Source organism: bacterium, from assembly GCA_023150945.1.
Taxonomy (GTDB): domain Bacteria; phylum Zhuqueibacterota; class Zhuqueibacteria; order Zhuqueibacterales; family Zhuqueibacteraceae; genus Coneutiohabitans.
The window spans coordinates 320,809-344,273 of record JAKLJX010000003.1 but is presented as its reverse complement, the minus strand read 5'-3'; the positions used below and the strand labels follow the sequence as shown (position 1 = coordinate 344,273).

Annotated in this window: 21 protein-coding genes and 1 pseudogene; 17 read left to right on the top strand and 5 right to left on the bottom strand. The window is 60.5% G+C overall.

Annotated features, from left to right (window positions below):
* The first annotated feature begins 32 nt into the window (after positions 1-32).
* The 11 genes and pseudogenes from L6R21_06745 to L6R21_06695 all read left to right on the top strand — a co-directional run bounded on the left by L6R21_06745 (position 33) and on the right by L6R21_06695 (position 10,201).
* The gene (locus L6R21_06745; GenBank protein ID MCK6558881.1) at positions 33-962 is read left to right on the top strand and encodes a hypothetical protein; all 930 of its coding nucleotides are present in this window, start codon (positions 33-35) and stop codon (positions 960-962) included.
* 62 nt (positions 963-1,024) lie between these two features.
* Positions 1,025-1,819 (top strand): L,D-transpeptidase family protein, encoded by a 795-nt coding sequence (locus L6R21_06740; protein ID MCK6558880.1) that lies wholly within the window; start codon positions 1,025-1,027, stop codon positions 1,817-1,819.
* Between the two features lie 622 nt (positions 1,820-2,441).
* Positions 2,442-2,612 (top strand): hypothetical protein, encoded by a 171-nt coding sequence (locus L6R21_06735; GenBank protein ID MCK6558879.1) that lies wholly within the window; start codon positions 2,442-2,444, stop codon positions 2,610-2,612.
* Positions 2,613-2,745: 133 nt separating this feature from the next.
* Positions 2,746-2,979: pseudogene (gene rpmB / locus L6R21_06730) on the top strand (50S ribosomal protein L28).
* 166 nt (positions 2,980-3,145) lie between these two features.
* Positions 3,146-3,550 carry a MerC domain-containing protein gene (locus L6R21_06725; protein ID MCK6558878.1) on the top strand — a complete coding sequence of 135 codons (405 nt, stop codon included), beginning with the start codon at positions 3,146-3,148 and terminating at the stop codon, positions 3,548-3,550.
* Between the two features lie 191 nt (positions 3,551-3,741).
* A complete protein-coding gene (locus L6R21_06720) occupies positions 3,742-4,014 on the top strand; it encodes a Trm112 family protein (protein ID MCK6558877.1) in 273 nt (90 codons plus the stop codon).
* A gap of 7 nt (positions 4,015-4,021) precedes the next feature.
* On the top strand, positions 4,022-4,876 hold the full coding sequence (gene lgt / locus L6R21_06715) for a prolipoprotein diacylglyceryl transferase (GenBank protein MCK6558876.1): 855 nt from the start codon (positions 4,022-4,024) through the stop codon (positions 4,874-4,876).
* Positions 4,877-4,979: 103 nt separating this feature from the next.
* The gene (locus tag L6R21_06710) at positions 4,980-6,917 is read left to right on the top strand and encodes a hypothetical protein (GenBank protein MCK6558875.1); all 1,938 of its coding nucleotides are present in this window, start codon (positions 4,980-4,982) and stop codon (positions 6,915-6,917) included.
* A gap of 162 nt (positions 6,918-7,079) precedes the next feature.
* A complete protein-coding gene (locus tag L6R21_06705) occupies positions 7,080-7,661 on the top strand; it encodes a hypothetical protein (GenBank protein MCK6558874.1) in 582 nt (193 codons plus the stop codon).
* 126 nt (positions 7,662-7,787) lie between these two features.
* Positions 7,788-8,945 (top strand): sensor domain-containing diguanylate cyclase, encoded by a 1,158-nt coding sequence (locus L6R21_06700; GenBank protein MCK6558873.1) that lies wholly within the window; start codon positions 7,788-7,790, stop codon positions 8,943-8,945.
* A 107-nt stretch (positions 8,946-9,052) separates the two neighbouring features.
* Complete coding sequence (locus L6R21_06695) at positions 9,053-10,201, top strand: hypothetical protein (GenBank protein MCK6558872.1); 1,149 nt, start codon at positions 9,053-9,055, stop codon at positions 10,199-10,201.
* A gap of 298 nt (positions 10,202-10,499) precedes the next feature.
* On the opposite strand, the gene L6R21_06690 is transcribed toward L6R21_06695, so the two are convergent.
* From L6R21_06690 to L6R21_06670, 5 genes are all read right to left on the bottom strand, one after another.
* A complete protein-coding gene (locus L6R21_06690; GenBank protein MCK6558871.1) occupies positions 10,500-11,735 on the bottom strand; it encodes an ABC transporter permease in 1,236 nt (411 codons plus the stop codon).
* Between the two features lie 205 nt (positions 11,736-11,940).
* On the bottom strand, positions 11,941-12,693 hold the full coding sequence (locus L6R21_06685; GenBank protein ID MCK6558870.1) for an ABC transporter ATP-binding protein: 753 nt from the start codon (positions 12,691-12,693) through the stop codon (positions 11,941-11,943).
* Positions 12,694-12,708: 15 nt separating this feature from the next.
* Positions 12,709-13,944: an efflux RND transporter periplasmic adaptor subunit gene (locus tag L6R21_06680; protein MCK6558869.1), complete on the bottom strand. Its 1,236-nt coding sequence runs from the start codon at positions 13,942-13,944 to the stop codon at positions 12,709-12,711.
* A gap of 12 nt (positions 13,945-13,956) precedes the next feature.
* Complete coding sequence (locus L6R21_06675) at positions 13,957-15,504, bottom strand: TolC family protein (GenBank protein ID MCK6558868.1); 1,548 nt, start codon at positions 15,502-15,504, stop codon at positions 13,957-13,959.
* Between the two features lie 96 nt (positions 15,505-15,600).
* Positions 15,601-16,197, bottom strand: coding sequence for a DUF5666 domain-containing protein (locus tag L6R21_06670; GenBank protein MCK6558867.1), 597 nt, complete (start codon positions 16,195-16,197; stop codon positions 15,601-15,603).
* 1,009 nt (positions 16,198-17,206) lie between these two features.
* Between L6R21_06670 and L6R21_06665 the strand changes: the two genes are divergently transcribed.
* From L6R21_06665 to L6R21_06640, 6 genes are all read left to right on the top strand, one after another.
* The gene (locus L6R21_06665; protein ID MCK6558866.1) at positions 17,207-18,430 is read left to right on the top strand and encodes a hypothetical protein; all 1,224 of its coding nucleotides are present in this window, start codon (positions 17,207-17,209) and stop codon (positions 18,428-18,430) included.
* 11 nt (positions 18,431-18,441) lie between these two features.
* Positions 18,442-19,638: a hypothetical protein gene (locus tag L6R21_06660; protein MCK6558865.1), complete on the top strand. Its 1,197-nt coding sequence runs from the start codon at positions 18,442-18,444 to the stop codon at positions 19,636-19,638.
* 69 nt (positions 19,639-19,707) lie between these two features.
* A complete protein-coding gene (locus L6R21_06655; protein MCK6558864.1) occupies positions 19,708-20,172 on the top strand; it encodes a DUF5666 domain-containing protein in 465 nt (154 codons plus the stop codon).
* A 14-nt stretch (positions 20,173-20,186) separates the two neighbouring features.
* Positions 20,187-20,651 carry a DUF5666 domain-containing protein gene (locus tag L6R21_06650; protein MCK6558863.1) on the top strand — a complete coding sequence of 155 codons (465 nt, stop codon included), beginning with the start codon at positions 20,187-20,189 and terminating at the stop codon, positions 20,649-20,651.
* 74 nt (positions 20,652-20,725) lie between these two features.
* Positions 20,726-22,096: a glycosyltransferase family 4 protein gene (locus tag L6R21_06645; GenBank protein ID MCK6558862.1), complete on the top strand. Its 1,371-nt coding sequence runs from the start codon at positions 20,726-20,728 to the stop codon at positions 22,094-22,096.
* 44 nt (positions 22,097-22,140) lie between these two features.
* Positions 22,141-23,223: an aminoglycoside phosphotransferase family protein gene (locus tag L6R21_06640; protein ID MCK6558861.1), complete on the top strand. Its 1,083-nt coding sequence runs from the start codon at positions 22,141-22,143 to the stop codon at positions 23,221-23,223.
* Positions 23,224-23,465: the final 242 nt, after the last annotated feature.

Sequence of the window (23,465 nt, the reverse complement as noted above, 5' to 3'; positions counted from 1 at the left end):
CGGCGCCGGCGCGCAGGAGTTGAGGAGGCAACATGCAAGCCAATCTTTTCTCGAACGCGATCGAGCACAAGGAACGTGCACTCGCCCATCTCGAAAAGTTTGAACTGGATCAGGCTTGGGAGAGCCTCGAGATAGCGAAGGAAATCGATCCCTATCTTGCCGATCTCGATCTGCTGGCGGCGATCTGCCAGTTCGCGCGCTACGAAAACGCGCACGCCGGCATGTCCGCTGCCGAAGCGGCCGGTGTGTGGCACGCCGCGGAAGAGGCGGTGCAGGCCGGCAGCTTGAGCCCGGTGGCGCTCCGCCAGTTGCGGCAACTGCTGGCGCAGCGCTTGTTGCAGGGCCGCTTCACCGCCCCACTGTTTTGCGGCGGCAAAGAGAAGATTCTGCATCGCGGCGTCTGCCATCTGGCGTTGGCGCATTGGCAGGAGGCGCATCAGGATTTGCTCGACTTGGTGACCGCGCATCCCGAGCTGGCGCAGCCCGTGCATTGGGGCTACCTCGGCGATGCGGCACATGCGCTCAAACTGTGGAAAGACGCCAATCTCGCTTACCTGCGCCTGCTCTTCACCGATCCGCAGCAAGCCGATGTGCTGATGCTGCACCATTCCGGTTTGCGGAATATTCTGACCCGGTTGCGAAACGAAACCGGCGATGAAACCGAAGCGCGCGGGTTATGGCCCTTTCTGGCGTGGCAGGAGAAGGCGATCGAAATTCCCACCGGCGGAAAATTTCTGCTGCCGATCGTCAAGCATGGCCGTTCCGTGCTGGGCGGCACGCTCATGCTGGAGCGCAAAGCCGCGCTGCAACAGTTCATGCTTTGCCTTTACGTGGATCAAGCGCAGCTCCAGGAACGGATCAGCTTTGACGTTCGTGTTGAAATGCAGGCACTGGACGCGGACTTGTTTGCCGCCTATCTGGCTGAAGTCAGCCGCCGTCAAAGCCGGCAAAAATTCAAATGACACCGCTGCAGCGGTCTTCGAATTTGACGCCGGTGCAGCAGCCTCAAAATGCGAGCGAGATTATGAACTATTCTCAACACTGCCGGCGGCAACCGCCTCTCAGCGCGAGCGGACTCTGGTTGAGTCTGTGCCTGCTTGCCGGCACGAATGCCGTCGCCAAGCCGCCCGACTTTGCGCCGATCCCCGCAGCCTGCCGGCAAATGATACTCGTCCTCACTCCCTCCTTTTCGGCAGCGCAGGGAACGCTGCACAAGTTTCAGCGCCGTGATTCGACTGCGGCTTGGGAACGCGTCGAGCACACGATTCCGGTTATCCTTGGCCGCGCAGGATTGGGTTGGGGCAGAGGTTTGCATGCGGAGCAGCCGGCAGATCAGCCGCACAAACAGGAGGGCGATGGCCGCAGTCCGGCGGGAGTGTTCCGGCTCGGCACCGCCTTTGGCTTTCCTCCGAAAGCAGCATTGCCGCCGCTGCGCGTGCCTTATCAACAAATCACGGCAACGCTGGAATGCGTCGATGATCCCGCTTCGCAACATTACAACACCCTTGCCGACCGCGCGCAGGTGAGCGCGGATTGGCGTTCTTCCGAGAAGATGATTCGGGTCAAGGTCGATTATCACCTCGGCGTTTTTGTGGAACACAACACCGCGCCGGCAGAGCCGGGCAGAGGTTCCTGCATCTTTCTGCATATCTGGGGCAAAGTCGTGGAGCCGACCTCCGGCTGCACGGCAATGGAGGACAAGGAGATGGAAAAAATCATCAAATGGCTCGAGGGCGCCAGTGAGCCAGTGCTGGTGCAACTGCCGGCCGAGGCCTACACCCGGTTGCAAGCCGCGTGGCGCCTGCCCGCAGTTGAGTGAGCCGGAAGAGTTGAATTGACCCGCGAGTTGCTCGCACGCCCGCCGACTTTTGCCAGCCCGTTGCAGCACTGAGCGAGGCGAGCCTGTCACCCCAATCTGCGCGGCACCAGCCTGTAAAAAAAGACCCTCGACGGTTGGGGAAACGTCGAGGGTCTCTCTGTGAGTAAGGGGAGGTGAGTAGGAAGTTCGTCTGGTCTGCTTTCTGGGTGCGCGTCCCTTATGGCGCGTCGCGATTTTTGCCGGGTTGTACGCCGAACACGCTGGCGGGTTGCACACGGCGTAGCCAGGCGTCAGCCAAGTTGCCAGTCGTCATTTTTCTTGCATCATTTTCTGAGTGGATTCGTCCCGCGGTGCGCACGTGTAACCGTATTTGTGCGTAAACGAACAGCGCTGAGAGCGCTTCGCCATGCGAAACACATGAACAACATGCCACCTGCCACAAGTTGGTGACAGATCAAACGCTTGATTTTACTTTGTACCGTATTCTCCGCCAGCGCCACAAATTGGCTGGCAGCGACCCAAGTTTTAGCTTGCATCTTAGGGCATAAGCGGTTAAATTTGCAGCCGTTTTTCCCGGGGTTGCATCCTCAAAATTTTGAAAATCTTGACGCAGGAGAAGGCCATGGCCAAGCAGCAAGCATTTGCCGATAAAGTCGCCAAGCAGCAGAAAAGCGGGCACGCCGGCGTAGTGGTAAAGTTTGTGGAATCCAAGAAAACGTCCAAAGGCAGTTGGAAGTTCGTCGAGCGCCAGGTCAAGCTCAGCTCGCTTGATGAGGTCGACAAGGTCAAATAGTTCGAGAGTGAGACTCGCTTCACAATTGATTTCGTAACGCAGTCTGCCAGACTGCAAACGAACCAAGCTGGAAGAAACCTCGCGGTCGCGCTGGTTTATCCAGAGCCATATTCTATAAGGGAAGGTTCAGCTCATGTCGCGCCAATGTCAAGTCACGGGCAAGAAAACCGTTGCGGGCAACCAGATCAGCCACGCTCACAACGTGACCAAGAGAAAATTCTATCCCAACCTCAAACGCAAACGGTACTGGGTGCCGGAGGAAAACCGCTTTGTCACGCTGACGGTTTCGACCCATGGCATGAAGATTATCGACAAAGTCGGCATCACGAAGGTGTTGCGTGACCTGCGGGCGCGCGGCGAGCGGCTGCATTTCAGCAGTCCGAAAAAGGATCCCAAAGCCGTCGCTGCCAAGCAGGCGGCTGCCGCAGCCCAGCCGGCCAGCGCTGAATAATCCGGTGCACACTGAAAGCCGGGCCGCGGGACACGGCCAGATGCAACACCGTCCCGTCATTCGCCGCCTCAGCAAGCCAGGAATGACTGCGAAAAGCATCTCACATTATCTCGATTCCATCGGCACGTTGGCCTCGACGGCGTGCGCTGTACATTGCCTGCTGACGCCGCTGGTCATTGGCCTGCTGCCGCTGTTGGGAATCGGTTTTCTCGCTGCCGACTGGTTCGAAGACACCGCGGTGATCGCTGCCATTTCACTGGGCGTAATCTCGATGATTCACGGCTACCACCATCACCGCCGCTTTCGCGTGGTGGGGATTCTCATCGCGGGCATCATTTTGCTGGTGACCGGCCGCTGGATCGCCGCTGACATCTCGCAAGTTGCCGAAACGAGTCTGGTCGTGGCGGGCGGCCTGGCGGTGGCGAGCGCGCATTGGGTAAATCGGCGTTTGTGCCAAACCTGCACGGCCTGCCACCACGCCTCGTGATTTCCCTGCCCGCGGGGCGCCGCCGATGACTCCCTGGCCGCGCGAATAGCGGGCACCGGAAGCAGCGCAACTTGGCTCCGGCCGGGCTTTCGGTCACACCCCAGCATTTATCCTCCTCCCTGCATGCTCGCAGTGACGCACCACACGCACACAAGGCATTCATTTTTCAACATCACAGGAGCGCAAGTATCATGGATCAGGAACTCATCAACATTCTTTGTTGCCCGCAGTCAAAAGTGCCGGTGGAACTGTTGTCCAGTGAGGATCTCGCGCGGCTGAATCGCGCCATCGCTGCCGGCAAGGTCAAACAAGTCGACGGCGCCGTGGTCAAGAAGCCCATCAGCGAAGCGCTGATCACGCGCGATCGCAAGACCATCTATCGGGTGGATGACGGCATCCCGGTGATGTTGATCGAGCAAGGAATTCCCGCGGCGCAACTCGAGGCCACCTTGAAAACGGCTTGAGCGTATCTTGGACAGATACTTCGTACACGATTTCAGCCCCTATCTCTGGCAATTCAAAGTGGGGCCACTGTCCGGCATCTCGTGGTACGGCTTGATGTACGTCTTCGGCTTCGTTGCCGGCTACTTGCTGCTCGCGCGCTTGCGCCGCCGCGGCTTTCTGCCGCTGCCGGGCGATGAACACCTGCAGGAGTTGCTCACCTATTGCATTCTCGGCGTGCTGATCGGCGGACGGCTGGGGCATGTGCTGTTCTACAGCCCGGGTTACTATCTCCTCCATCCGGCCGAAATTTTCGCGCTCTGGCGCGGCGGCATGGCGAGCCACGGCGGCATCGCCGGCCTGCTGGTGGCGCTGGTGCTCTTCAGCCGCAAGCACAAAATCCCCTTGCTCGCCCTCTGTGACAGCGCGGCCATGGCCGCCACGCCGGGATTGTTCTTCGGCCGGCTGGGCAATTTCATCAACGGTGAAATGCCGGGCAAGGTGACCGAGGTGCCGTGGGCGGTGATCTTCGCGCGCAATGCCGAAGCCGGCATGCTGCCGCGTCACCCGGTGCAAATTTATCAAGCGCTCACCGAAGGACTGGTGCTGTTCGTTCTCTTGTGGTTCCTGCTGCCGACGCACCGGTTCAAACGCGGCTTTCACACGGCCATCTTTCTGATTGGCTATTCGGTTCTACGTATCGGCACCGAGTTCTTTCGGGAAACCTCGCCGGAGCTGGCTGCGGCGATTGGCGGTGGGATAACGCAGGGCCAAGTACTCTCCGCCGTGATGCTCATCTGCGGAGCAGTCGTGCTGTGGTACACGCAGAAAAAACTGCCGCAGAATACCATCCCGGCGTGGCAGGAACTGCCCAAACGCAGTTGAAAATCACCGGCAGCAAGCGCAGAGCAACACCGGGCGCGACGCCGTCACTGCCTGCGTCACCAAAAATCACGCGATGGCGCGCGGCCACCTGCAGGGGCATGAGATGGGGATCTCTCTTCGACATTTTCTTCCCTGCCTGACCTTCCTGTTGGCAAGCCAGGAAGATCTCCTCGAACGCTTCTTTGCGCAGGAGCGCGAAAACAATCCGGACGAGGAAAGCGCCTGGCAGGATTTGCTGGCGCAACCGTTGGATCTCAACCACGTTGCGGGCGCTGAGCTTTTCCGCCTGCCCTTTCTGACCTTCGCTCAAGTCGAAGACTTTCTCGCCACGCGTGACTCCGTGGTCTATTTCGAAAACCTTGCGCAAGCCTTGCAGGCGCTGCATCTCACCGGCGACACGCTGGCCGCCGGCCGGTTGCTTTTCACGGTCTCTTTGCCGGCCGCGCCGGTGCTGTGGCAGAGCGCCGTGCGCACGCGTCTCAGCCGGCCGGCCACGACTGCTGCCAACTGGCCGGGCTCTGCTTTGCGTAGTTACACCTCGATCCAGATCGAGCGCAACAACTTGCGGCTGGGTCTGCTGGCGGAAAAAGATCCCGGCGAAGCACGGTGGGATGATCACCGCCTGTTCCATCTGGCCTGGCAGGTGGAAAAACCGCACGCTGCCTGGCATGCCGTCGTGGGAAGCTATCGCGTCGAATGGGGAATGGGATTGGCGCTGTGGAGTCCCTATGGCGTTACCATTGCATCCGATGTTCATGCCGCGGCGCGACGCCGGAGCCGCGGGCCGCGACCAACGCTATCGGCCAATGAAAGCGCAGCGTTGCAGGGCGCGGCATTCGCCGCCCGTCATCGCGGCGTGGAGCTTTCCGGCTTTGGCAGCTCGCGACTTTTGGACGCGACGCTCGATGACGCAGGGTATGTCACCGGCTTGCGCACCAGCGGCTATCACCGTACGGCCACGGAGCGAGCGCTGGCCAGAAACCTGCGCGAGAATTTTGGGGGCATTGCTGTGCAGATCCGGCACGATGAGCAACATGAAATCGGATTGCTTTATTGCGCGACGCGCTTCGACCGGCCATGGCGGCCGGCGAAATCCGCGGAAGACTATTTCGCTTTCTCCGGTCAGGAAAACCGGCTGTTGAGTTTGACCGGCAGGTTTCGCCTGCCGGCAGCACGGGCAGGCTTCGAGGCGGCGGCCAGCAATGCCGGCGGAACCGCTGTGGTTTTGATGCTGGCCGGTGAAGCGGCCGCGCTGTCGTGGACGGTTGAGTTGCATCACACTGCCACCGCGTTTCACAGCGTGCGCGGCCGCGGTTTCACCGACAGTGATGCCACGCCGCAGCCGGAAAACGGTTATTCCCTTGGACTGCGCGTCACGCCGGTGCGGGGCTGGAGCGGCGAATTTTTCCATCAACAAGCTCGGCGGCTGTGGCGCACGCGGGCCGTGCCTTTGCCGCCACAGCGAAAATTCTCCGGCGCCGCGCTGACTTGGAAAGTGAACCGCTGGTTGGAGGTGCGTACTCGCTATCGCAGCGGCCAGGATGATGATCTCGCTGCGGCGGCCTCTCCGCTCTCCGCGCCCGTGCAGGCCATGCGCCGCGAGACCTTCCGTTTGGAATGGGAACATCGCGCAGCGCCGGCGCTGCGGCTGCGACCGCGGTTGGATTGGGCGCGCGAACGAAAACCTTTGCCGGCGGTTGCGGCAGGCGCGGCCGGATTACAATCCGGTCACACCGCCGTCAGCGGCATCGCGCTCGGCTTGGAGGCAAGCCTGGCGCCGGCGCGCAACCTGAGCGTCGCAGGACGCCACACGTTGTTCGAGGCGCCGGTTCCCATCTATCAATATGAGCGTGATCTGCCCGGCGTTTTCACCGTGGCGGGCCTCCGCGAAACCGGCACGCGGTGGTATATTTATGGACATCTCAAGATCGGCCAAAAGTGGAGTTTGGCCGCGAAAATCGCAGCCACGGAACAAGAGCTATCCAGCCTCGAGGCTCGCTCCAGTTATGCTTGGGGACTGCAGCTCGATTGGTCGCATTGACTTGTCAACAGCCAGGTGCGCAGCGGAATGCAAAGTCATCGCCCCGACGACAGATCTCGCCAGCAGGCGCATTCGTTACAGGGTTGAAATAGTTGTTGACTCGCTGAACCCAGGGTCTTATATTTTGCACCGCTTGAAACAGGTTGGTCTCGGGTCGATCTCATGAGAAAACTCATTCAAAAGCTCGCAGAAGCCATTTATCTGAAGTTTGCACGCTTGCGCCACCAGGAAGAAGTCATCGATGTGCGCGATTATCTGTCGCAGATCTTGACGGCTTTGATCCTGGCGCCCAGCCGTTGGGACGAGGCGGAAGAGGCTTGTCGCTATTTGGATGACCTGCAGCAGTGTTTTCCCGAAACCCAGTTCTATTTGCTGATTGATCGCGATCTTGCCAAAACCGTAATGCCGAACGACAGTCTGCAAGTCATGCCCTACGAGCCCACCCAGATCAACCTCTACGGCCTGCCGAAGAAGGAAGTAATCGATCTCGTGCGCGCACGCCGCTTTGATTTGGTGATTGATCTGAATCAAGAGTTCAGTCTCTTCTCCACTGCGATCTGCCGCGCCAGCCAAACCCGGTTGCGCGTCTGCCTGCAGCATCCCAAGCGAGATTCGTTTTACAACTTTCAGGTGAGGCCGGCGCACGGCAACGGCACCGGGCTCCGCTACGAAAGCCTCATCCGATACCTCTCTGCCTTCAAATCCCTGCCTGAAGCACCCTCGCGGGATTTAATGCCGGCCTAGCACGCACGCGCTACAGCGTGCCGGTCGCCTGCAGCATCCCAGCTATCTGTGCGAGGAAGTGGGTCATTGTTCCGGAACTTCAAACAACCTCCGGGCTCATGAGGCATGGGTCGGAGCATTAACGCTATGGCCAAAACCCGAAAACCCTCTTCTCTTGAGCGCAAACCGCACGGCGCGCCGCCGGCCAAGCATGCGTCGGCCGCCGACCGCGATGGCCTCTTTCTGCAATACTATTGCCTGTATCGCATTGCTGCCACGCTCACCGAACAAATGGAGGTGGACCGCACCGCCCGCGAAGTCAAGCGCATCGTGCGGGAATCGTTCCCGGCGCAGCAATTCTGCCTGGCCCTGCTCGATCCCAAACAGCAGGAACTCCACATCAAGAGCCATTTTGGCTTCGCCCGCGAGCAGGCGGAGGCGGCGCGCTTTCCTCTGCACCGCAACAACATCTTCGGCCTGGTCATGCGGCGGCGCCGTTTGGTGCATCTGCCCAATCTCAATGCGGCCGCGGCGATCAGCTACCACCCCGGACACCGCCACCGCAAGGGCGCGTTTCTTGCGCTGCCGTTGCTCGCCACCGCCCACCGTGCCCTGGGCGTGCTCAGTCTTTATCGCAGCACCCCGGAGAGTTTCACCACTCGCGAAATCGAATTGCTGCAAAAAATCGCCACCCAAACCGGGCAGGTGATCGAGAAGATCCACGTCTACCATGAAACGCGCGAGCTATCCATTACCGATGAACTCACCGGCGCATTCAACCGGCGCTATTTCAACCAGCGCTATGAAACCGAATTCATGCGCGCCTCGCGCTACAACCGGCCGCTGTCGGTAATCATGCTGGACATCGACCATTTCAAAAAATTCAATGACGCGCACGGCCATCTCCTGGGCGACAAGGTTTTGAAAATGGTCGCCCATGTGCTCGAAGAAAGCCTGCGCAAGGCCGATATTCTCGCGCGCTATGGCGGCGAAGAATTCGTGATCGTGCTGCCGGAAATCAACAAGGAAAAAGGCCGCAAGGTCGCCGAGAAATTGCGCCGCGCCATCGAGCGCACTCTGTTTCCCAAGGCCGAAACCCAGCCGCTCGGCCAGATTACCATCTCACTCGGGCTGGCCTCGTTTCCCGAGGATACCGAACAGGGCAACGTCTTGCTCGCCCTGGCCGATGAAGCGTTGTATCAAGCCAAGTTTCTCGGCCGCAATCAAGTGAGCGTCACCTCCGGGCAAGCCGCGAAACTGCGCGCCAGCAAATCCGCTGTGGGTTCGTTCGCCGCCCCGCAATGAGTCCGGCCTCGCGCGCGCGCCGGCGCCGAAGTTTGCCCGCCTCTCCCAAATTACACCCCCGCCAATTCCCGGCACTGCATCCTGGATCAGCAACAGAGGAGCCTTCCATGTGGAAGTATGCCACCGTTTTCATCGTCACCGGCAACGTCTGGCTCATGGCCTGCGCGCCGGCAGCCAAACCCCGGATTTCCCCGTCCACAATCACGCCGCCAGCAGCGACCGCAAACGGCAACGGCAGCAGCAGCGGCCATCAGTTGAGCTATTGGCAGAATCTGGCGGCGCGCCAGCCGTCCCAGGCGTGGCCTTCCGCCGCGGAGGATTGCGCCATCATCTACGATCCGGTGAATCGCGCGCTGGTGTTGTTCGGCGGCAAAGACGACGCCGATTCCAATCGCGCGGAAACGTGGGCCTTCTTCCTCACCACCGGGCAATGGCAGAACCTCACCGGCGATCATCAGCAACCGCCGCCGAGCGAGGACCACACCGCGATTTATGATCCGGTGAGCCATCGCATGCTGTTGTATGGCGGCGAAAACGGCCCGACCAGCAATGCCCTGTGGTCGCTCGATCTCAACACGCAGCGCTGGCGCAACCTGACCGACTCCACCGCGCCCCGCCGCGAAGATCACACCGCGATCTACGACAGCCGCGGCCGGCGCATGATCATCTTCGGCGGGCGGGATAATGAGCGCTACAACCTCGCGGAGGTGTGGGCGCTCGATCTCGATCCGGCCTCGCCCACTTTCGAAAAATGGTCGAACCTCACGTTCTCACAAAAGTACAATCCCGGCCGGGTCGATCACGTGGCGGTGTTCGACAGCGTGAAGAATCGCATGGTGATTTTTGGCGGATGGGACAAGGAGGAGAAGGAATATCTCGGCGACACCTGGGGCTTCTCCCTGGCCGACAATCGTTGGTACAAGATCAAAACCAAACATTCCCATCCTCCCCAACGCCGGCACGCGGTGATGGCGCTCGATGGCCGGCGCAACTGGGCCATCCTGTGCGGCGGTTTCGGCGAGGAAGGTTATCTCAACGACGTCTGGGCGTTTGATTTGACCGATGATGTGTGGATCAACCTCACACCCGGCCCGCAGCCGCGCATCGATCACCAGGCGGTATTCGATCCGGTGGCCGGACGGCTGCTGTTGTATGGCGGCGATGCCCGCTTGCGCACGAAATTCCACGACTTGTGGGAGTTGCGCGTTGCGCCGCAGTTTTCACCGGAGATCTTGCAGGAAGCAAAGAGGCGATAGGCGGGAAAGAGGTCGAGTGCCGCAAAGAGAAAACGCCGCCACGAGAGTCATTCACAGGAAGCGTCGAGCGGCGTCGCAACCCAACGATCTAAAACATGTGAGCGCCGGCGCGCCCCGGCCAGGCGGAGGTTCCGCCGAACCGGCGTTGTTGATCACTGTTAGCGAAGCAACCGCCCGGACGCAACAGGCGCCCGGGCGGCGGCCTCGGTGCCGAACGTTGGCCGGCACCGAGGACAGCAGGTTCTTGCGCCAAGACATGCGAGGCCGTACCTGACTGGACGTCGCGGCACGCTTCGTCTCATTCGAAACGAAGCGCGGCGATCGGATCCATCTGGGCGGCTTTGCGCGCGGGGTAGATGCCAAAGATGATGCCCACCATCCCCGAGATGCCGAAGGAAATCACGACACTGAACAGCGAAATCACCGTGTCCCAGCCGGCGTACCAGGTGATGACCTTCGCCATGATCGCGCCCAGGATGATGCCGATGAGGCCGCCGGTGACGCTGATCAGCACGGTCTCGTTGAGGAACTGGCCGAGAATGTCTTCCTGCGTGGCGCCCAACGCCCGCCGCACGCCGATTTCCTTGGTGCGTTCCGTCACGCTCGCCAGCATGATGTTCATGATGCCGATGCCGCCGACGATGAGCGAGATGGCTGCGATCGAGCCCATGACGATGTTGAAGACCCGCTGCGTGCGCTGGCTCTGCGCCAGCAGCTCCGAGGGAATGATGATCTCATAGTCTTCCACCTGGTTGTGCATGCGCTGCAGCATGCGCTTCACCACGTTGGAGACGCTGAACACTCTGCCTTCGTCATTGACTTGAATCGCGATCTCGTCGATGAATTCCGGCCGGTCGGGATCGGTGAACCGTTTCAAACCGGTGCTGATCGGAATGTAGACGTCCTGGTTGATGTTGCGCAGCTTGATCACTGAGGCTTTCTTGTCGAGCAAATCTTTCGACTCCATCACGCCGACGACGGTGAACCAGGTGTCTTCGATCTTGAGGCGGTGGCCGAGCGGATCGCGATAGCCGAACAATTGCCTCCGCACTTCCGCGCCGATCACGCACACCCGTTTGGCGTCCGCCACGTCGAGCGCGGTAAGAAAGCGCCCCATCTTCGGGTGGAAGTTGGTGACGGTTTCGTACAACTCGTTGGTGGCAATCACGCGGGCCGTGGCTTCGCGGGCGCCAAGCAGTACCGCCGACTCCACGAAGCGCATCGGCGCCACCGCCGTCATCCCGTCGAGATTGCTGCGAATGTAAAGGGCATCAAAGTAATTCAAACCGGGCGACAGCTTGGCCTCAGCCTGCTCCGCCATTTCGCCGGTGAGCGGCCGGTGTTTGACGCGCACGTTGTTGGTGCCGAGCAACTTGATCTGCTCCACCGCCGCGCGCTTGGCGCCCTCGCCGATCGAAAGCATGGCGATCACCGCCGCCACGCCAAAGATGATGCCGAGCGTCGTGAGCAGCGAACGCAGCTTGTGCACCATCACACTGCGCAGCCCGATTTGAAGGTTTTCGGAGTATTGCATAGGTGTCGTCCACAAAGGTTTCAAAGCTTGCAGTTGAGCTTCACGCTTTCACTCTTACTCTTACTCCTACTCTTACTCTTACTCCTGCTCGCTGGGTGGAGAGCGAGTAGGAGTAGGAGTAGGAGTAGGAGTAGGAGTAGGAGTAAGAGTAAGAGTAAGGGTAAGAGCAACGTAGGGTTTTCCCTCCGCTCTTCACCCCCGTCTGCTAGGCCACGCCCACGAACAGATCCACGATTTCATCCTTCTCGCGGCCAGTCAGCTCGCGCTGCAGCAGGCCGTCCTTCATCTGCAAAATGCGCTCCGCCCACTTGCCCTTGCTGATGTCGTGGGTGATCAAAATCACGGTCGCGCCCTGCTCATGCAGGCGCTGAAAAATCTCCATGATCTCTTCGCCAGTTTTGGAATCGAGATTGCCGGTGGGTTCATCCGCGAGAATGATGTCGGGATTGGTCACCAGCGCGCGCGCAATCGCCACGCGCTGATTCTCGCCGCCGGAGAGTTCATTGGGGCGATGATTGAGGCGATGCCCCAGGCCGACCGAATCCAGCACGGCAGTGCACATCTCCAGGCGCCGCGCTTTTTCCAGGCCCATGTAGATGAGCGGCACTTCGACGTTCTCGATGACGCTCACTTGCTGAATGAGATTGAAACTCTGAAACACGAAGCCGACTTTGCGGTTGCGCAGGCGCGAAAGCTCGCGGTCACTCATGCGCTCGACGTAACGGCCGTCCAGTTGATAACTTCCGCTCGTGGGCTTGTCGAGACAGCCGAGCAGGTGCAGGATCGTCGACTTCCCCGAACCCGAGGGCCCCATGATGGCCACGGATTCCCCCCGATGAATGGTGAAACTGACGCCGCGCAGGGCGTGCACTTGCGTCTCGCCCATGGTGTAGGTGCGTGTCATGTTTTCCACGATCACCACGGGCGCACTGCCAGCGCCGCTTTCATGTGAATGCATGCCGGTCTCCATTGGTCAAGTGGCCGAGGGACGGCCGAGCAGCACGTCCTCACCCTCTTTGAGTCCTGAATTGACGATGACAAAGCGGTCATTGCTCTCGCCGATGACGATGGGCCGCGCTTCGGTCGAACCGCCCTTTCTGACAAACGCCACCGTTTTGCCGTTGTCATCCAGGAACACGGCTTCCAACGGGATGTGCAGGGCCTCCGGCACTTTGCTGACGATGATGTCGGTGGTGGCGGTCAGGCCGGGCTTGAGGCGAACGTCCGAATCGAGCACCTTGATGGTCACTTCGAAGACCTTGGCGCCGGTGGCCTTGCCGGTAATCCGGCTCATCTTGCGTTTCGCCAGGGCGCCCACCTCCGCCACTTCCCCCTTGAAAACGACGTCGTCATAGGCATCGAGCCGCACTTCCACCGGCTGGCCGACTTGAACCTTGGCGAGATCAACCTCGCTGATTTCAATATCCACCAGCATGCTGGACACGTCGGGCAAATACATCAAATCCATGCCTTCGAACGGCGTCATGCCCACTTCAATTTTGCGGCCCTGCTCGGCATTGCCCACCAGCGCATACACCACCAAACCCGCCTGCGGCGCGAGGATGGTGCCGCGCTCGAGTTTGCGCTGCTGTTGATCGACCGCCGCCTGCGCGCGTTCGAGGTTGGCGCGCTCCGCCTCCACGGTGGCATAGGCGGACTTGGAGCGCGACTGCAATTCCAGATATTCCAGCCGCGCCTGCTCGACTTCACTTTCCACCACGAAGCCCTTTTGCGCCAGCGCCGGCAACGATTCATACCGCTGGCGCGCGCTCTCTTCGCGTGTCTTCTGCGCTTCATACTCGCTCATGGCCTTGGCCAAATTGGCGCGCGCCACGCTCAAGCCCGAGCGCGCTTCATCGGTGGAGATCACGTACTTGGTCGATTCGAATTTGACCAGCGTGTCCCCCTCTTCCACCCAAGTGCCTTCCGGCGCCAGATAGAGGATCTGTTTGTCGGTCGGTGCGCTGATGGTGACCTGATCCTGCGCCCGCAGCTCGCCCAACTCGGTCACCTTCACGATGACTTCGCCTTTTTTTGCCTTGGCCGTCGGGATGTCGGAATCGACATCCTCCGAGCTGAGCAGGGTATTGCCCAGGAACAATGCCACCGCCACACCCGCCACCACCGTGGCCGTGGTGGATTTGCGGTCGCGGAACAACGATTTCTTCAGGCTGTCCGCCAATCCGCTCGAGTTTTCGTAACTTGCCATGACTGATCCCTTTTAGTTGAGGAAGGATTGCCTGGTCAAACTTTCCAGCAGTGCAAACTGCACGTGAAAATCCACCAGTTCTTCGATGTATGCCGTTTCCGCGCGCAACAGCGCTTCGGTCGCGTCGGTGATGTCGAGATTGGAGGCCCGCCCCATGTTGAACATGGTGGTGGCGAACTCGACTTTCTCGGCCGCCGCGGCGATGTTGCGGTCCAGCACCTGGATGCGCGCAATGCTGTTTTGCAGATTGCGATGGATTTGCCGGACGCTCAAAACGGTTTGGCGCTGCAGGGCGAGAAACGCCTCCTCGGCGCGGCTGCGCTCCAGCCGTGCGATCTCCGCCTCCGCGGCCCGGCCGCGATCCAGGAAGGGATAATTCACCACGAACCCGACCGACCAGCCGCTGCCGTTGGGGTCACGCCCGGTGTCGCGATCAAAGCGCCGGGAATAGGACCCGATCGCGTCGATCTGCGGCAAACGCAGATTGCCCGCGAGGCTGGCTTGCAGATTGCGCTGCTCGATCGTGAGCGCAGCAGCGCGCAAGGCCGGGCTGTTCTCCAACGCCAGCTTGATCCACCTCTCCTCCTCCAAAGGCGGCGGCTGAAAGGCCAGCGTGTCCTCCGCGATGGTGAGCGGCAGCGCAATCGCCAGTCCCAACTGTTCCTTGAGCATGTCGAGGGCGGTTTGATAATCGGTTTCCGCGTTGAGCAGCGCGGCCTGATCCTCCTGCACGCGAATTTCCGCGCTCAACACGTCGCGGCGCGTGGCAACCTTGGCCATCACCTTTGATTCCGAGGCGCGCACCAGCAACGAGTCGCGCCGCAGCGCCGCCTGGTGGATGCCGATGAACTTGCGCATCCGAATGACGTCGTAGTAGGCTGATTTGACCGCGAAGATCGTTTGCAGCCGGAACGTCTCGAAGTTGAGTTCCTCGATCTTGAGGTTGTTGCGCGCCACGCGAATGGCACCGTTCGCCGACTTGGGACCCAAGTTCTGCAGCAGCGGTTGCGCCAGCTCCACCCGGTAGGTGTGAGTGGCGAGATCCTGCAGGCGCTCATCGTTGTCCGTATCACGGTCGATCTCGTTGATGAAGCTCAACGTGGCGCCGGTGGGAATCTTCTGCTGCAGCGCCGCCGCGACTTTGTCCACTTCGACCCGGGTTGCGCGCGTGGTCACCACGTCGTCAACCACTTCGATGGTTCGTTCCACCGAGGCCTTGCGGGAGGAATTGATCGACAACACCGGGAAATATGTGCCATAACTGCCCGACAGCGAGGCCGCCACCATGTCGCGCTGGTTGCGGGCGATGGCGAGTTGCAGATTTTTGCTGAGGGCAATCTGCAGGCAATCCTCGAGTGAAAGGGGGCGTTTGAGCAATTCGTCGATTTGCGCTTCGCTCAGAGTTTGATACTGGGACTTTTTGTTGGCGCCGGTGCCTGCTGCCGCCTGTCCAGTGACGGTTTCCGTCAAACCCAGGCTTGCCAGCAACAACAGGCTCAGGCCGCAGTGCGCGCCTTGGCGTGCAAAGAGATGAAAAATCGCTGTAGATGATGACGGCATAGCGAATCCTGTTTTGGAGAGAAGAGCGTTCGGGCATGAACCGGCACAGCGCTCCGGCCGGCGCGGTGAGCGGGTCGGAGCGCCCTGCCGGTGAGATCACTTGATGGCGGACTTGCTTTTGGTCTGGTCGGTGACCAAAAACGTCGTGCCCATGACCTGAATCGTGCGGCCGGTGGCATCGACCTTCTCGATCTTGCCCAACAACGTCACGTGATCCGCCTCCTCCGGCTCTTTCACTTCGTCTTCCTCGACCTCTTTGGCCAGGAACGTGCCGTCTTTCAGGAAAGTGCCTTCGGACTCGATGTTCATCCCCACTTGCAGACTTTCCATCGTGATGGGATTGCCGTCTTTGTTTTCGAATTCGGTTTCCTTTTGGCAGCGGATCGGCCAATGGCGCACCACCCGAATTTCCTTGCGCAGCACGTCGATCGACAGAATCTTGCCGGCCACTTCCCATTCATCGTCCAGCAGATCGCCGGTCAAGAACTTGATCTTGGTGGCAATGAAGGAATTGTCCTTCTGCGGCGCCCCTTTGATCTCCGCCCACTGGCCGACTTTGGCGGTGGCGAAAATATCCACTTGCTGCCTTACCTTGGCCGGCGCTGCGGTCGTGCCCTGCGCATGGCCGGTGGCGAAGGACAGCAGAACCGCGCCGGCGATGAGCGCGGCACTCATTGTGAGAATGACTCGCATGGAATTCTCCCTTGAATTGGTTGATGATTTGTCACTTGTCAGGGCAGCCGGCCAGTGGACACAAGCCGCGGCGGACTGGGCAGCGCAACGGTCCGCGCCGGTTGATCTGCAGTCTCGCTGCCGGATGAACGCACAGAATATACCAACACTCGCGGGCGCGCGTGTCACGGCATGGTCGCGCGGCCGTAAAATTCATGTAAAATGACCAAAAAGACGGCAGCGGTCGGGTCAGCACCTTTTGCATCAACCGAGGTCGAGGCCGCAGGAGCGGAAAAAACTCACACAAATGAGACAGAGTATGCGCAGCAGCAAGGTGATCCCGCGGTTTGCAGGAGAACCAGCGTCTCTCTACAACGGCCTGGCGGGTTCGCATTCGGCCGGCCGGCCTGACAAAATCAGCGGGCAGGTGGTTATGTTTACAGAATGTGAAGGCTGCGTTTCCGTAAGGTGAACTGATGGCGGTATATTCCGCTGGACTCAAAATCGTGCCGGCGCAGCCGCTCCGTTGCGCACCGGCGCAAGGGAGCATCCTAAAACGCGGCAGAATTCTGCGATTAACCCGGCACGATTGTAAATATGGCGCGGTTTGCGTAACCACATTTGGTTTCCTGATGGTCAACTCTCTGTCACGGACATCCGGCATTGTCATCATAATGTAAACTCACCATCGCCAGTCCGTGTTGATACTCAAAAATCGCATTTCGTCGATCGAGTATGACTCGCCTGTGCCGCCGGGCCTGCGAGTCTTGCCTCCGGAGGCGGGGTGCTTTGCTTCGCAGCTTCTCCGGAAGGTTCCCACCTCGCGCTGTCTTTCCCATTGTAATCAACGGATTGATTGCACCAGTTTGATTCGAAGTCGATCACGTTTTCTGCCTGCTCAGCAGTTGGATACGTTTTGACGTTCGCCGGAACGGAATCCGGGTGAGCCAATCGAGTGCAGCATCAACCGGCTGGCACACGGCGCCGCTTGCAGTTTGCGCCGGCATGCAGCGATTCCAAGGGCCACTCTATGTCATCGTTCCGCATCTTGATGTACTGCAACGAGAGTCTCGGCTGGCAGCACATTTCGCGCACGCTCGCGATCGCCACGTCGCTGTCGCACGCGCTGCCGGCCTGCTCGAGCCTGGTGCTCACCGATCTCTCCACCATCGGCCGGTTCAAGCTCGCCGACCGGGTTGATTACGTGCACCTGCCGACGCTCACGCATGATTTCAACAGCAGCTATGCCAGCAAAGGCCTGCAAATCGATCTCGAGCGCACTTTGAAAATCCGGCGCAAGATCGCGCAAAGTGCGATCAAGACGTTTCGCCCCGATCTTGTCCTGCTCGATGAAAGCCTGCTCAACCTGCCGCAGGAACTGCAAAAGATCACCGCCTATCTGCGCGAAGAACTGCCCGAGGCCAAACTGATCTGGGGGCTTTCGGATACGCTCGGCGAGTCGGAATTCGTGAAACGGCAGTGGCGGCGGGGCGAGGCGCTCAAAACCTTCGAAAACTTCGCCGATGAGATTCTTGTCTTCGGCGCGCGCAGCGTGTTCGACCTGGCCGAGGCGTACGACCTGCCGCCGCACTTGGCGCACAAACTGTTCTACACCGGCTATCTCAGCCGCGCCACGCCGCCCTCACATCGCGTGCGCACCGAGGTGGCGCAGATGAACCGCACCCTGCCGCTGGTGTTGCTCTCGCCGGGCGGCAGCAGCGATGACTTCGCCATGGTGGATGCCTACCTGCGCCTTTTGGAAAGCACGGCCGGTGAACTCAACGTGCAAAGCCTGATCGCGGCGGGGCCGGCGATCAGCGCGCGCGACAAGCGCGATTTCGCGGCGCGGGCGCAGCGCTTGCCGCACGTGGTGTTCCAACGTTTCAGCAAACACAAACTGCAGTATGTGCGCTTTGCCGATCTGGTGATTTGCACCGGCGGTTACGACGTCATGTGTGAAGTGCTGGCGCACCGCAAACTGACCATGGTGGTGCCGAGCCTGAAGGAACAGCCGGGCAATCTCTGCCGCGCGCGCTTCTTTCAGGAGCGTGACTGGGTGACTGTGGTGCAGCCGGTGGAATTCCACCCCTCCGCCCTGCGCGAGATTCTGCCGCATTTGCTGTTTCGCGGCCCGCGGCTTGTGCCCAAGTCGCGCTATGACAACGTCCCGCTCAATGGCTTCGTCCGAATTGCCGAGCGGATGAGAGCGCTGTCCGGCCACGCGGCAGTGGAACACCTGCTGGCGGCCTCTTGAGGGAGTTTCTCATGGCCGGTTCGCCGGAAATGAAAATCATGATCTATTCGCAGGACGGCTTCGGTTTGGGCCATCTGCGGCGCAATCTCAACATCAGCATTCAAATCAAGAAGCGCTGCCCGGAAGCCTCCATCTTGATCATCGCGGATTCGCCCAAGGCACCCTTTTTCAAGCTGCCGCCGAAATGCGATTTCATCAAGATTCCGACCATCGTCAAGGTTGACACCGGCGTGTGGCGGCCCAATCGGTTGGCGATGGGTTATCGCGAACTGCTGACGATTCGCTCGGAGATCATCAAGAACGTCGCGATCAGCTTTCAGCCGGATGTGTTTCTGGTGGATCACATGCCGCACGGCGCGCTCGGCGAGCTGGCGCGGCCGCTGGAGGTGCTGCGCGCGCAATGTCCGCGGACCAAAATCATTCTGGGCTTGCGCGATATTCTGGGCGCCCCCGACGTCATTCGGCGGCAATGGCAAAGCGAGGGCGCCTTCGCAGCCGCCAGCAATTTCTATGACGCCGTCCTGATCTACGGCTGCGCCAACGTCTTCGATGCGCTCACCGAGTATCAATTCCCCGAGGGCCTGCTCGGCCGCACGCAGTACTGCGGCTACGTTTCGCGTGAACAGGACGCACCCGTCTTCGACAGCAGCGCGTTGCAAACGCTGCTCGGCAGCGAGCCGCGCGGCAAGTTCATTCTGGTGACCGGCGGCGGCGGCGCCGATGCTTCCTACTTCATGGATCAATTCATCGAGGCCGTGCGCCACCTGCAGCCGACCAACGGTGATTTCACGGCGGTGATTTCCACCGGGCCGTTCATGCACAAAGATCAACGCCGGCTGCTGCGCCAGAAAGCCGTGGGCCTGCCCATCATCGTCACGCAAATGGGACAGGACAGCATCCGCTTTCTCAGCCACGCCGACCTGGTGATCTCGATGGCGGGCTACAACACTGTCAGCGAGATCATGCGCTATCGCAAGAACGCCATCATCGTGCCGCGGCCGGGCCCCAGCCTCGAGCAGACCATGCGCACGCGCATCTTGACCGAGCGCGGCTTGTTCAGCTCGATTCATCCCAACGTGCTGACCGCCGGAAATTTGGCGGAACTGATCCGCCAGCGCTTGCAGGACGGCGCGGGCATGAACGAAGCCATGCTGCCGGATCTCAACGGCGCCTCACGGGTCGCGAATTTCGTGCTCTCCGCGCTGTGAGGGCGCGCCGCGCCAAGGATTCTTTCAAACCTCCACATACTCTTAACTTCGTTTGGGAAGGATGTGATCATGCAGGTACGTGAGCGTATGCAGGTTTTCCGCATGGGGCAGCGCGTCAAGGTCAAGGGCCAGGCGCAGGCCAGCGGCGATTTTGTCGCAATGGAAATCAAATTGAAGGAAGGCGACGAATACGCCTCGATCGAGGGCGTGGTGCAGGAGGTCGACCTCTACCGCCATGCTCTGCGCATCTGCAACCAGGAATTGCCGGTGCCCGAGTCCACGGACATTCTCGATGCGGCGCGCAATGCCACTTCGCTGGCCGGCCTCAAACCGGGCGACACGATCAAGGCCAAGGGCTTCTATTCACCGGAAGGCAAATTCCTGCCCGCCAAAATCAAGGTCAAAGACGATCTTGACGCCGAGAACTCGGAACTGCAGGGCTTCATCCAAAAGATCGATCGCGAGAACGGCATGCTGCGCGTCGTCGGCATCAACACGCTGGTGACGGAAGAAACCGAGATTGACGGATTTTGAAAGGCCAGCTTCCCATGCATCAAATTGTCGGATTCGAACATCTCAAGGTCGGCCAGCGCGTCAAAATCAAAGGCCGGTCGGAGCAGGACGGCGCATTTCTCGCGCTCGACATCACGCCCAAGCCCGGCGATTATGAGGCCGAATTCGAAGGCGTGGTGCAGCAACTCGATGCGGCCAGGCATGCGCTGCGCATGCTCAACCGCGATTTTGCCGTACCCGCCACCGCGCTGATCAAAGACGTGACCCGCCAGGATACCGGCTTGCAGGCCATCCAACCAGGCGATGTGGTCAAGATCAAGGGCACCTATTCGCGCGCCTATGGCTTCCTGCCCGCGAAGCTCAAGGTCAAGGAGCGCAAAAGCTTCAACATCGAAGAACTGCAGGGCGCCATCCAGTGCCTCAATCCCGAGGCCGGCACGCTCGAGGTCAGCGGCGTGACCGTGCGCCTGAGCGAGAAGACGATCTTCGAAGGATTCTGAGGCCGGTTGCAGGCTCACTGCCGGTGCAAGCGGAAACAACCCGTGTGCAGGGCTACAGAAATGCAGAGTGCGTCATGAGCAAGACAACAACGAAGGTCGTGGCGGTGATCTTGAAAGGTTACCCGCGGCTTTCCGAAACATTCATCACCAACGAGATTCTGCTGCTCGAGCAGCTCGGTTTCAAGCTGCACATTTTCGCGCTGCGCAATCCCGGTGAAGCCAAAATTCACGAAAACGTACGCCGCGTGCAGGCACGCGTCACCTACATTCCGGACTATTTCTGGCCGGAAGCGCGCGCCTTTCTCAAGGCCAACCTGCGCTTGTGGTGGCGGCGGCCCGAGGTCTACTGGCAGGCCTTCCGCTATGCCGCGTTGCGCAGCCTGCGCCAGCGCAGCTCGTCGACCATCAAGCGGTTTGCGCAGGCGGCGTATCTCGTGCAGAATTTCCTGATGCTGCCGGACAGCAAAGGCCCGGCGCGCGCCGGCCGCGTCAGCATCGCCCACTTCTACGCGCATTTCAGTCACGGCCCGACCACGGTGGCCTATTTCGCAAAGTGGCTCACCGGCACCGGCTACAGCTTCAGTGCGCACGCCAAGGACATCTATCTGCAGGAACACGATTTTCTGCGGGAGAAGCTGCTCGGCGCCAGCATGGTGACCACCTGCACGGCATACAATCGCAATTATTTGCAGCAGATCGCCGGCCCCGGCCGCGAGGTGATGCGCTGTTATCACGGCCTGGACACCGACTTCTTTTCCGCGCCGGTCAAGCGCAGGAGCGAAGGTTGCCCCCGCATTCTCTCGATTGGTCGCTTTGTGCCCAAGAAGGGTTTTCCCACGCTGGTGCAAGCGCTGCATCTCTTGCGCCAGCAGGGCCTGGAGTTTCATTGCCACCTCATCGGCGGCGGCGAGCTGAAAGAACAGCTCCGCGCGCAGATTCGCAGCCTGGGCTTGCATGATTGCGTCACGCTGCTGCCAGCGCTGTCGCAGCGCGAGTTGCTCGAATACTATTGCCAGGCCGACTTGTTCGCGCTGGCGTGCGAGGTGCAAAGCGACGGCGACCGCGACGGCATTCCCAACGTCATCGTCGAAGCGATGGCCATGGAAATACCCGTGGTCTCCACCGATATTTCCGGCATTCCGGAATGCGTTGATCACGGCGTGAACGGCCTGCTAGTGCCGGAGAAAAATCCGCCGGCCTTTGCTGCCGCCATGGCCACGCTGTTGCGCGACCCGGAGTTGGCGCAAGCCTGGGGTCGCGCCGGCCGCGAAAAAGTGATCCGCGAATTCGATTCCCGGCGCAACGTCGAAAAGATCGGCAATGCGCTGCGCCGTGCGCTGGGCGAAGAGACGGCGGACGTCACCACCGCCAAGCCGGTAGCCGGCAACCATGCGCCCGCTGCGTGGCCGGTAAAACGCACCGCTGCTGCAGCCCTCGCGGAGTAAACGGCAAGCACGCGCATCCATCCACCACAGACAAGGGCTTCATCATGGATACCACAGCAAAGTCTGCTGCGTTGAAAGTCAAAGACAAACTGTACACTCTCGCCACCGCGCTGGAGGAAGAGCAAATGCAGGCCGTGTTTCGGCCGCAGGTGCAAGCGCGTTTCGGACAGGCAGTGGAGGTGAGCCGCGTCGACATCGAAGTTCTGCGCCGGCGCAATCAACGCTGTGTGTTGCGCTACCGCGTCGCGCTCGCGGGCGCGGCGCAGCCGGTTTGGCGCGTGATCGGCAAAGTTTACAAGGCCAATCAGGGCCGGCAAGTGTACGACGACATGCGCACCCTGTGGCGGCACGGCTTCGACCGCGAGGCCGGCGACGGCATCAGCATGCCCGAGCCATATGAGTTTTTGGATGAGTTGTGCATGCTCCTGCAAGAGGAAGTGCCGGGCGTTCCGGTCAAGGCATTTGCCCGGAAACCGGATAACACCGCGGCCTTCCGGCTGCTGGCGCGCACGCTGGCGAAGCTGCACCGCTCGCCACTCGTCCCGAGCGCGCCCTTCACGGTCCGGGAACTGCTCACCCGCTGCCATCCGCGCCATGAATTTCTCGCGCTCGCGCTGCCCGACCTCGCGCCGGCAATCGCCGGCCTCGTTGCCACCGCCTATGAGCTGGAGGCGAGTTTCGGCGACATTGCCATGACGCCGCTGCACGGCGACTTCCACCTCGGCCAGGTGCATCTCGAGGGCAACCGTTCCTGGTTGATCGACTATGATGCCCTGTGCTATGGCGATCCTGCTTCGGATCTCGGCAATCTGCTCGTCTTCTTGCGCGGCAAAGTGAAACGCGCACCCGGCTTGCCCGCGCTGCTCGAGGCTTTCCTGGACGAATATTTCACTCTCATGGATCCCGCGATTCGGCAACGCATTCCGCTGCATGAGGGTTTGACGCATTTGCGCCGCGCCTGCAAGTGTCTGCGGCTGCAGGAGCCGGGCTGGGAGAAAAAAGTACGCCGCATGATCGAGCGCGGCGTCGCCTGCCTCCAGGCGGTCAAAAGCAGCGGCCATGCCGCCGCCCCTTTGGAGGATTTCTTTGATGACGAGGAAGAGTTGGTGGAAGCCGGGGAAGATTGATCTGACCTGGAAGCACAACACCTGAATCTTGCCGGCGCGATTCCTTCGTGCGCCCTCTGCTGCCGGGCCTTCGGCGGCGCTGGTGAAGCAGCGCTGCACCTGGAGGCCGCCCTCATGCCTGTGATTTTCCGCAGGCAGCGATTCGGTGTGGTATCCCCTGAATGCCATTCATCACGCGCCGGGCTTCCCGCACAAGCAGCCCGCGCCACGGAGTGCCGGCGCGAGCGCGCATTCGCCCTGGC

What these genes read in the sequence shown, in the direction of transcription:
- L6R21_06740 (MCK6558880.1), top strand. Translation starts at nt 1,025, where the DNA reads ATGAACTATTCTCAACACTGCCGGCGGCAACCGCCTCTCAGCGCGAGC.
- L6R21_06665 (MCK6558866.1), top strand. Translation starts at nt 17,207, where the DNA reads ATGTCATCGTTCCGCATCTTGATGTACTGCAACGAGAGTCTCGGCTGG.
- L6R21_06695 (MCK6558872.1), top strand. Translation starts at nt 9,053, where the DNA reads ATGTGGAAGTATGCCACCGTTTTCATCGTCACCGGCAACGTCTGGCTC.
- L6R21_06660 (MCK6558865.1), top strand. Translation starts at nt 18,442, where the DNA reads ATGGCCGGTTCGCCGGAAATGAAAATCATGATCTATTCGCAGGACGGC.
- L6R21_06670 (MCK6558867.1), bottom strand. Translation starts at nt 16,197, where the DNA reads ATGCGAGTCATTCTCACAATGAGTGCCGCGCTCATCGCCGGCGCGGTT.
- L6R21_06710 (MCK6558875.1), top strand. Translation starts at nt 4,980, where the DNA reads ATGGGGATCTCTCTTCGACATTTTCTTCCCTGCCTGACCTTCCTGTTG.
- L6R21_06700 (MCK6558873.1), top strand. Translation starts at nt 7,788, where the DNA reads ATGGCCAAAACCCGAAAACCCTCTTCTCTTGAGCGCAAACCGCACGGC.
- L6R21_06650 (MCK6558863.1), top strand. Translation starts at nt 20,187, where the DNA reads ATGCATCAAATTGTCGGATTCGAACATCTCAAGGTCGGCCAGCGCGTC.
- L6R21_06690 (MCK6558871.1), bottom strand. Translation starts at nt 11,735, where the DNA reads ATGCAATACTCCGAAAACCTTCAAATCGGGCTGCGCAGTGTGATGGTG.
- L6R21_06720 (MCK6558877.1), top strand. Translation starts at nt 3,742, where the DNA reads ATGGATCAGGAACTCATCAACATTCTTTGTTGCCCGCAGTCAAAAGTG.
- L6R21_06705 (MCK6558874.1), top strand. Translation starts at nt 7,080, where the DNA reads ATGAGAAAACTCATTCAAAAGCTCGCAGAAGCCATTTATCTGAAGTTT.
- L6R21_06745 (MCK6558881.1), top strand. Translation starts at nt 33, where the DNA reads ATGCAAGCCAATCTTTTCTCGAACGCGATCGAGCACAAGGAACGTGCA.
- L6R21_06675 (MCK6558868.1), bottom strand. Translation starts at nt 15,504, where the DNA reads ATGCCGTCATCATCTACAGCGATTTTTCATCTCTTTGCACGCCAAGGC.
- L6R21_06725 (MCK6558878.1), top strand. Translation starts at nt 3,146, where the DNA reads ATGACTGCGAAAAGCATCTCACATTATCTCGATTCCATCGGCACGTTG.
- L6R21_06640 (MCK6558861.1), top strand. Translation starts at nt 22,141, where the DNA reads ATGGATACCACAGCAAAGTCTGCTGCGTTGAAAGTCAAAGACAAACTG.
- L6R21_06645 (MCK6558862.1), top strand. Translation starts at nt 20,726, where the DNA reads ATGAGCAAGACAACAACGAAGGTCGTGGCGGTGATCTTGAAAGGTTAC.
- L6R21_06685 (MCK6558870.1), bottom strand. Translation starts at nt 12,693, where the DNA reads ATGCATTCACATGAAAGCGGCGCTGGCAGTGCGCCCGTGGTGATCGTG.
- L6R21_06680 (MCK6558869.1), bottom strand. Translation starts at nt 13,944, where the DNA reads ATGGCAAGTTACGAAAACTCGAGCGGATTGGCGGACAGCCTGAAGAAA.
- L6R21_06735 (MCK6558879.1), top strand. Translation starts at nt 2,442, where the DNA reads ATGGCCAAGCAGCAAGCATTTGCCGATAAAGTCGCCAAGCAGCAGAAA.
- L6R21_06655 (MCK6558864.1), top strand. Translation starts at nt 19,708, where the DNA reads ATGCAGGTACGTGAGCGTATGCAGGTTTTCCGCATGGGGCAGCGCGTC.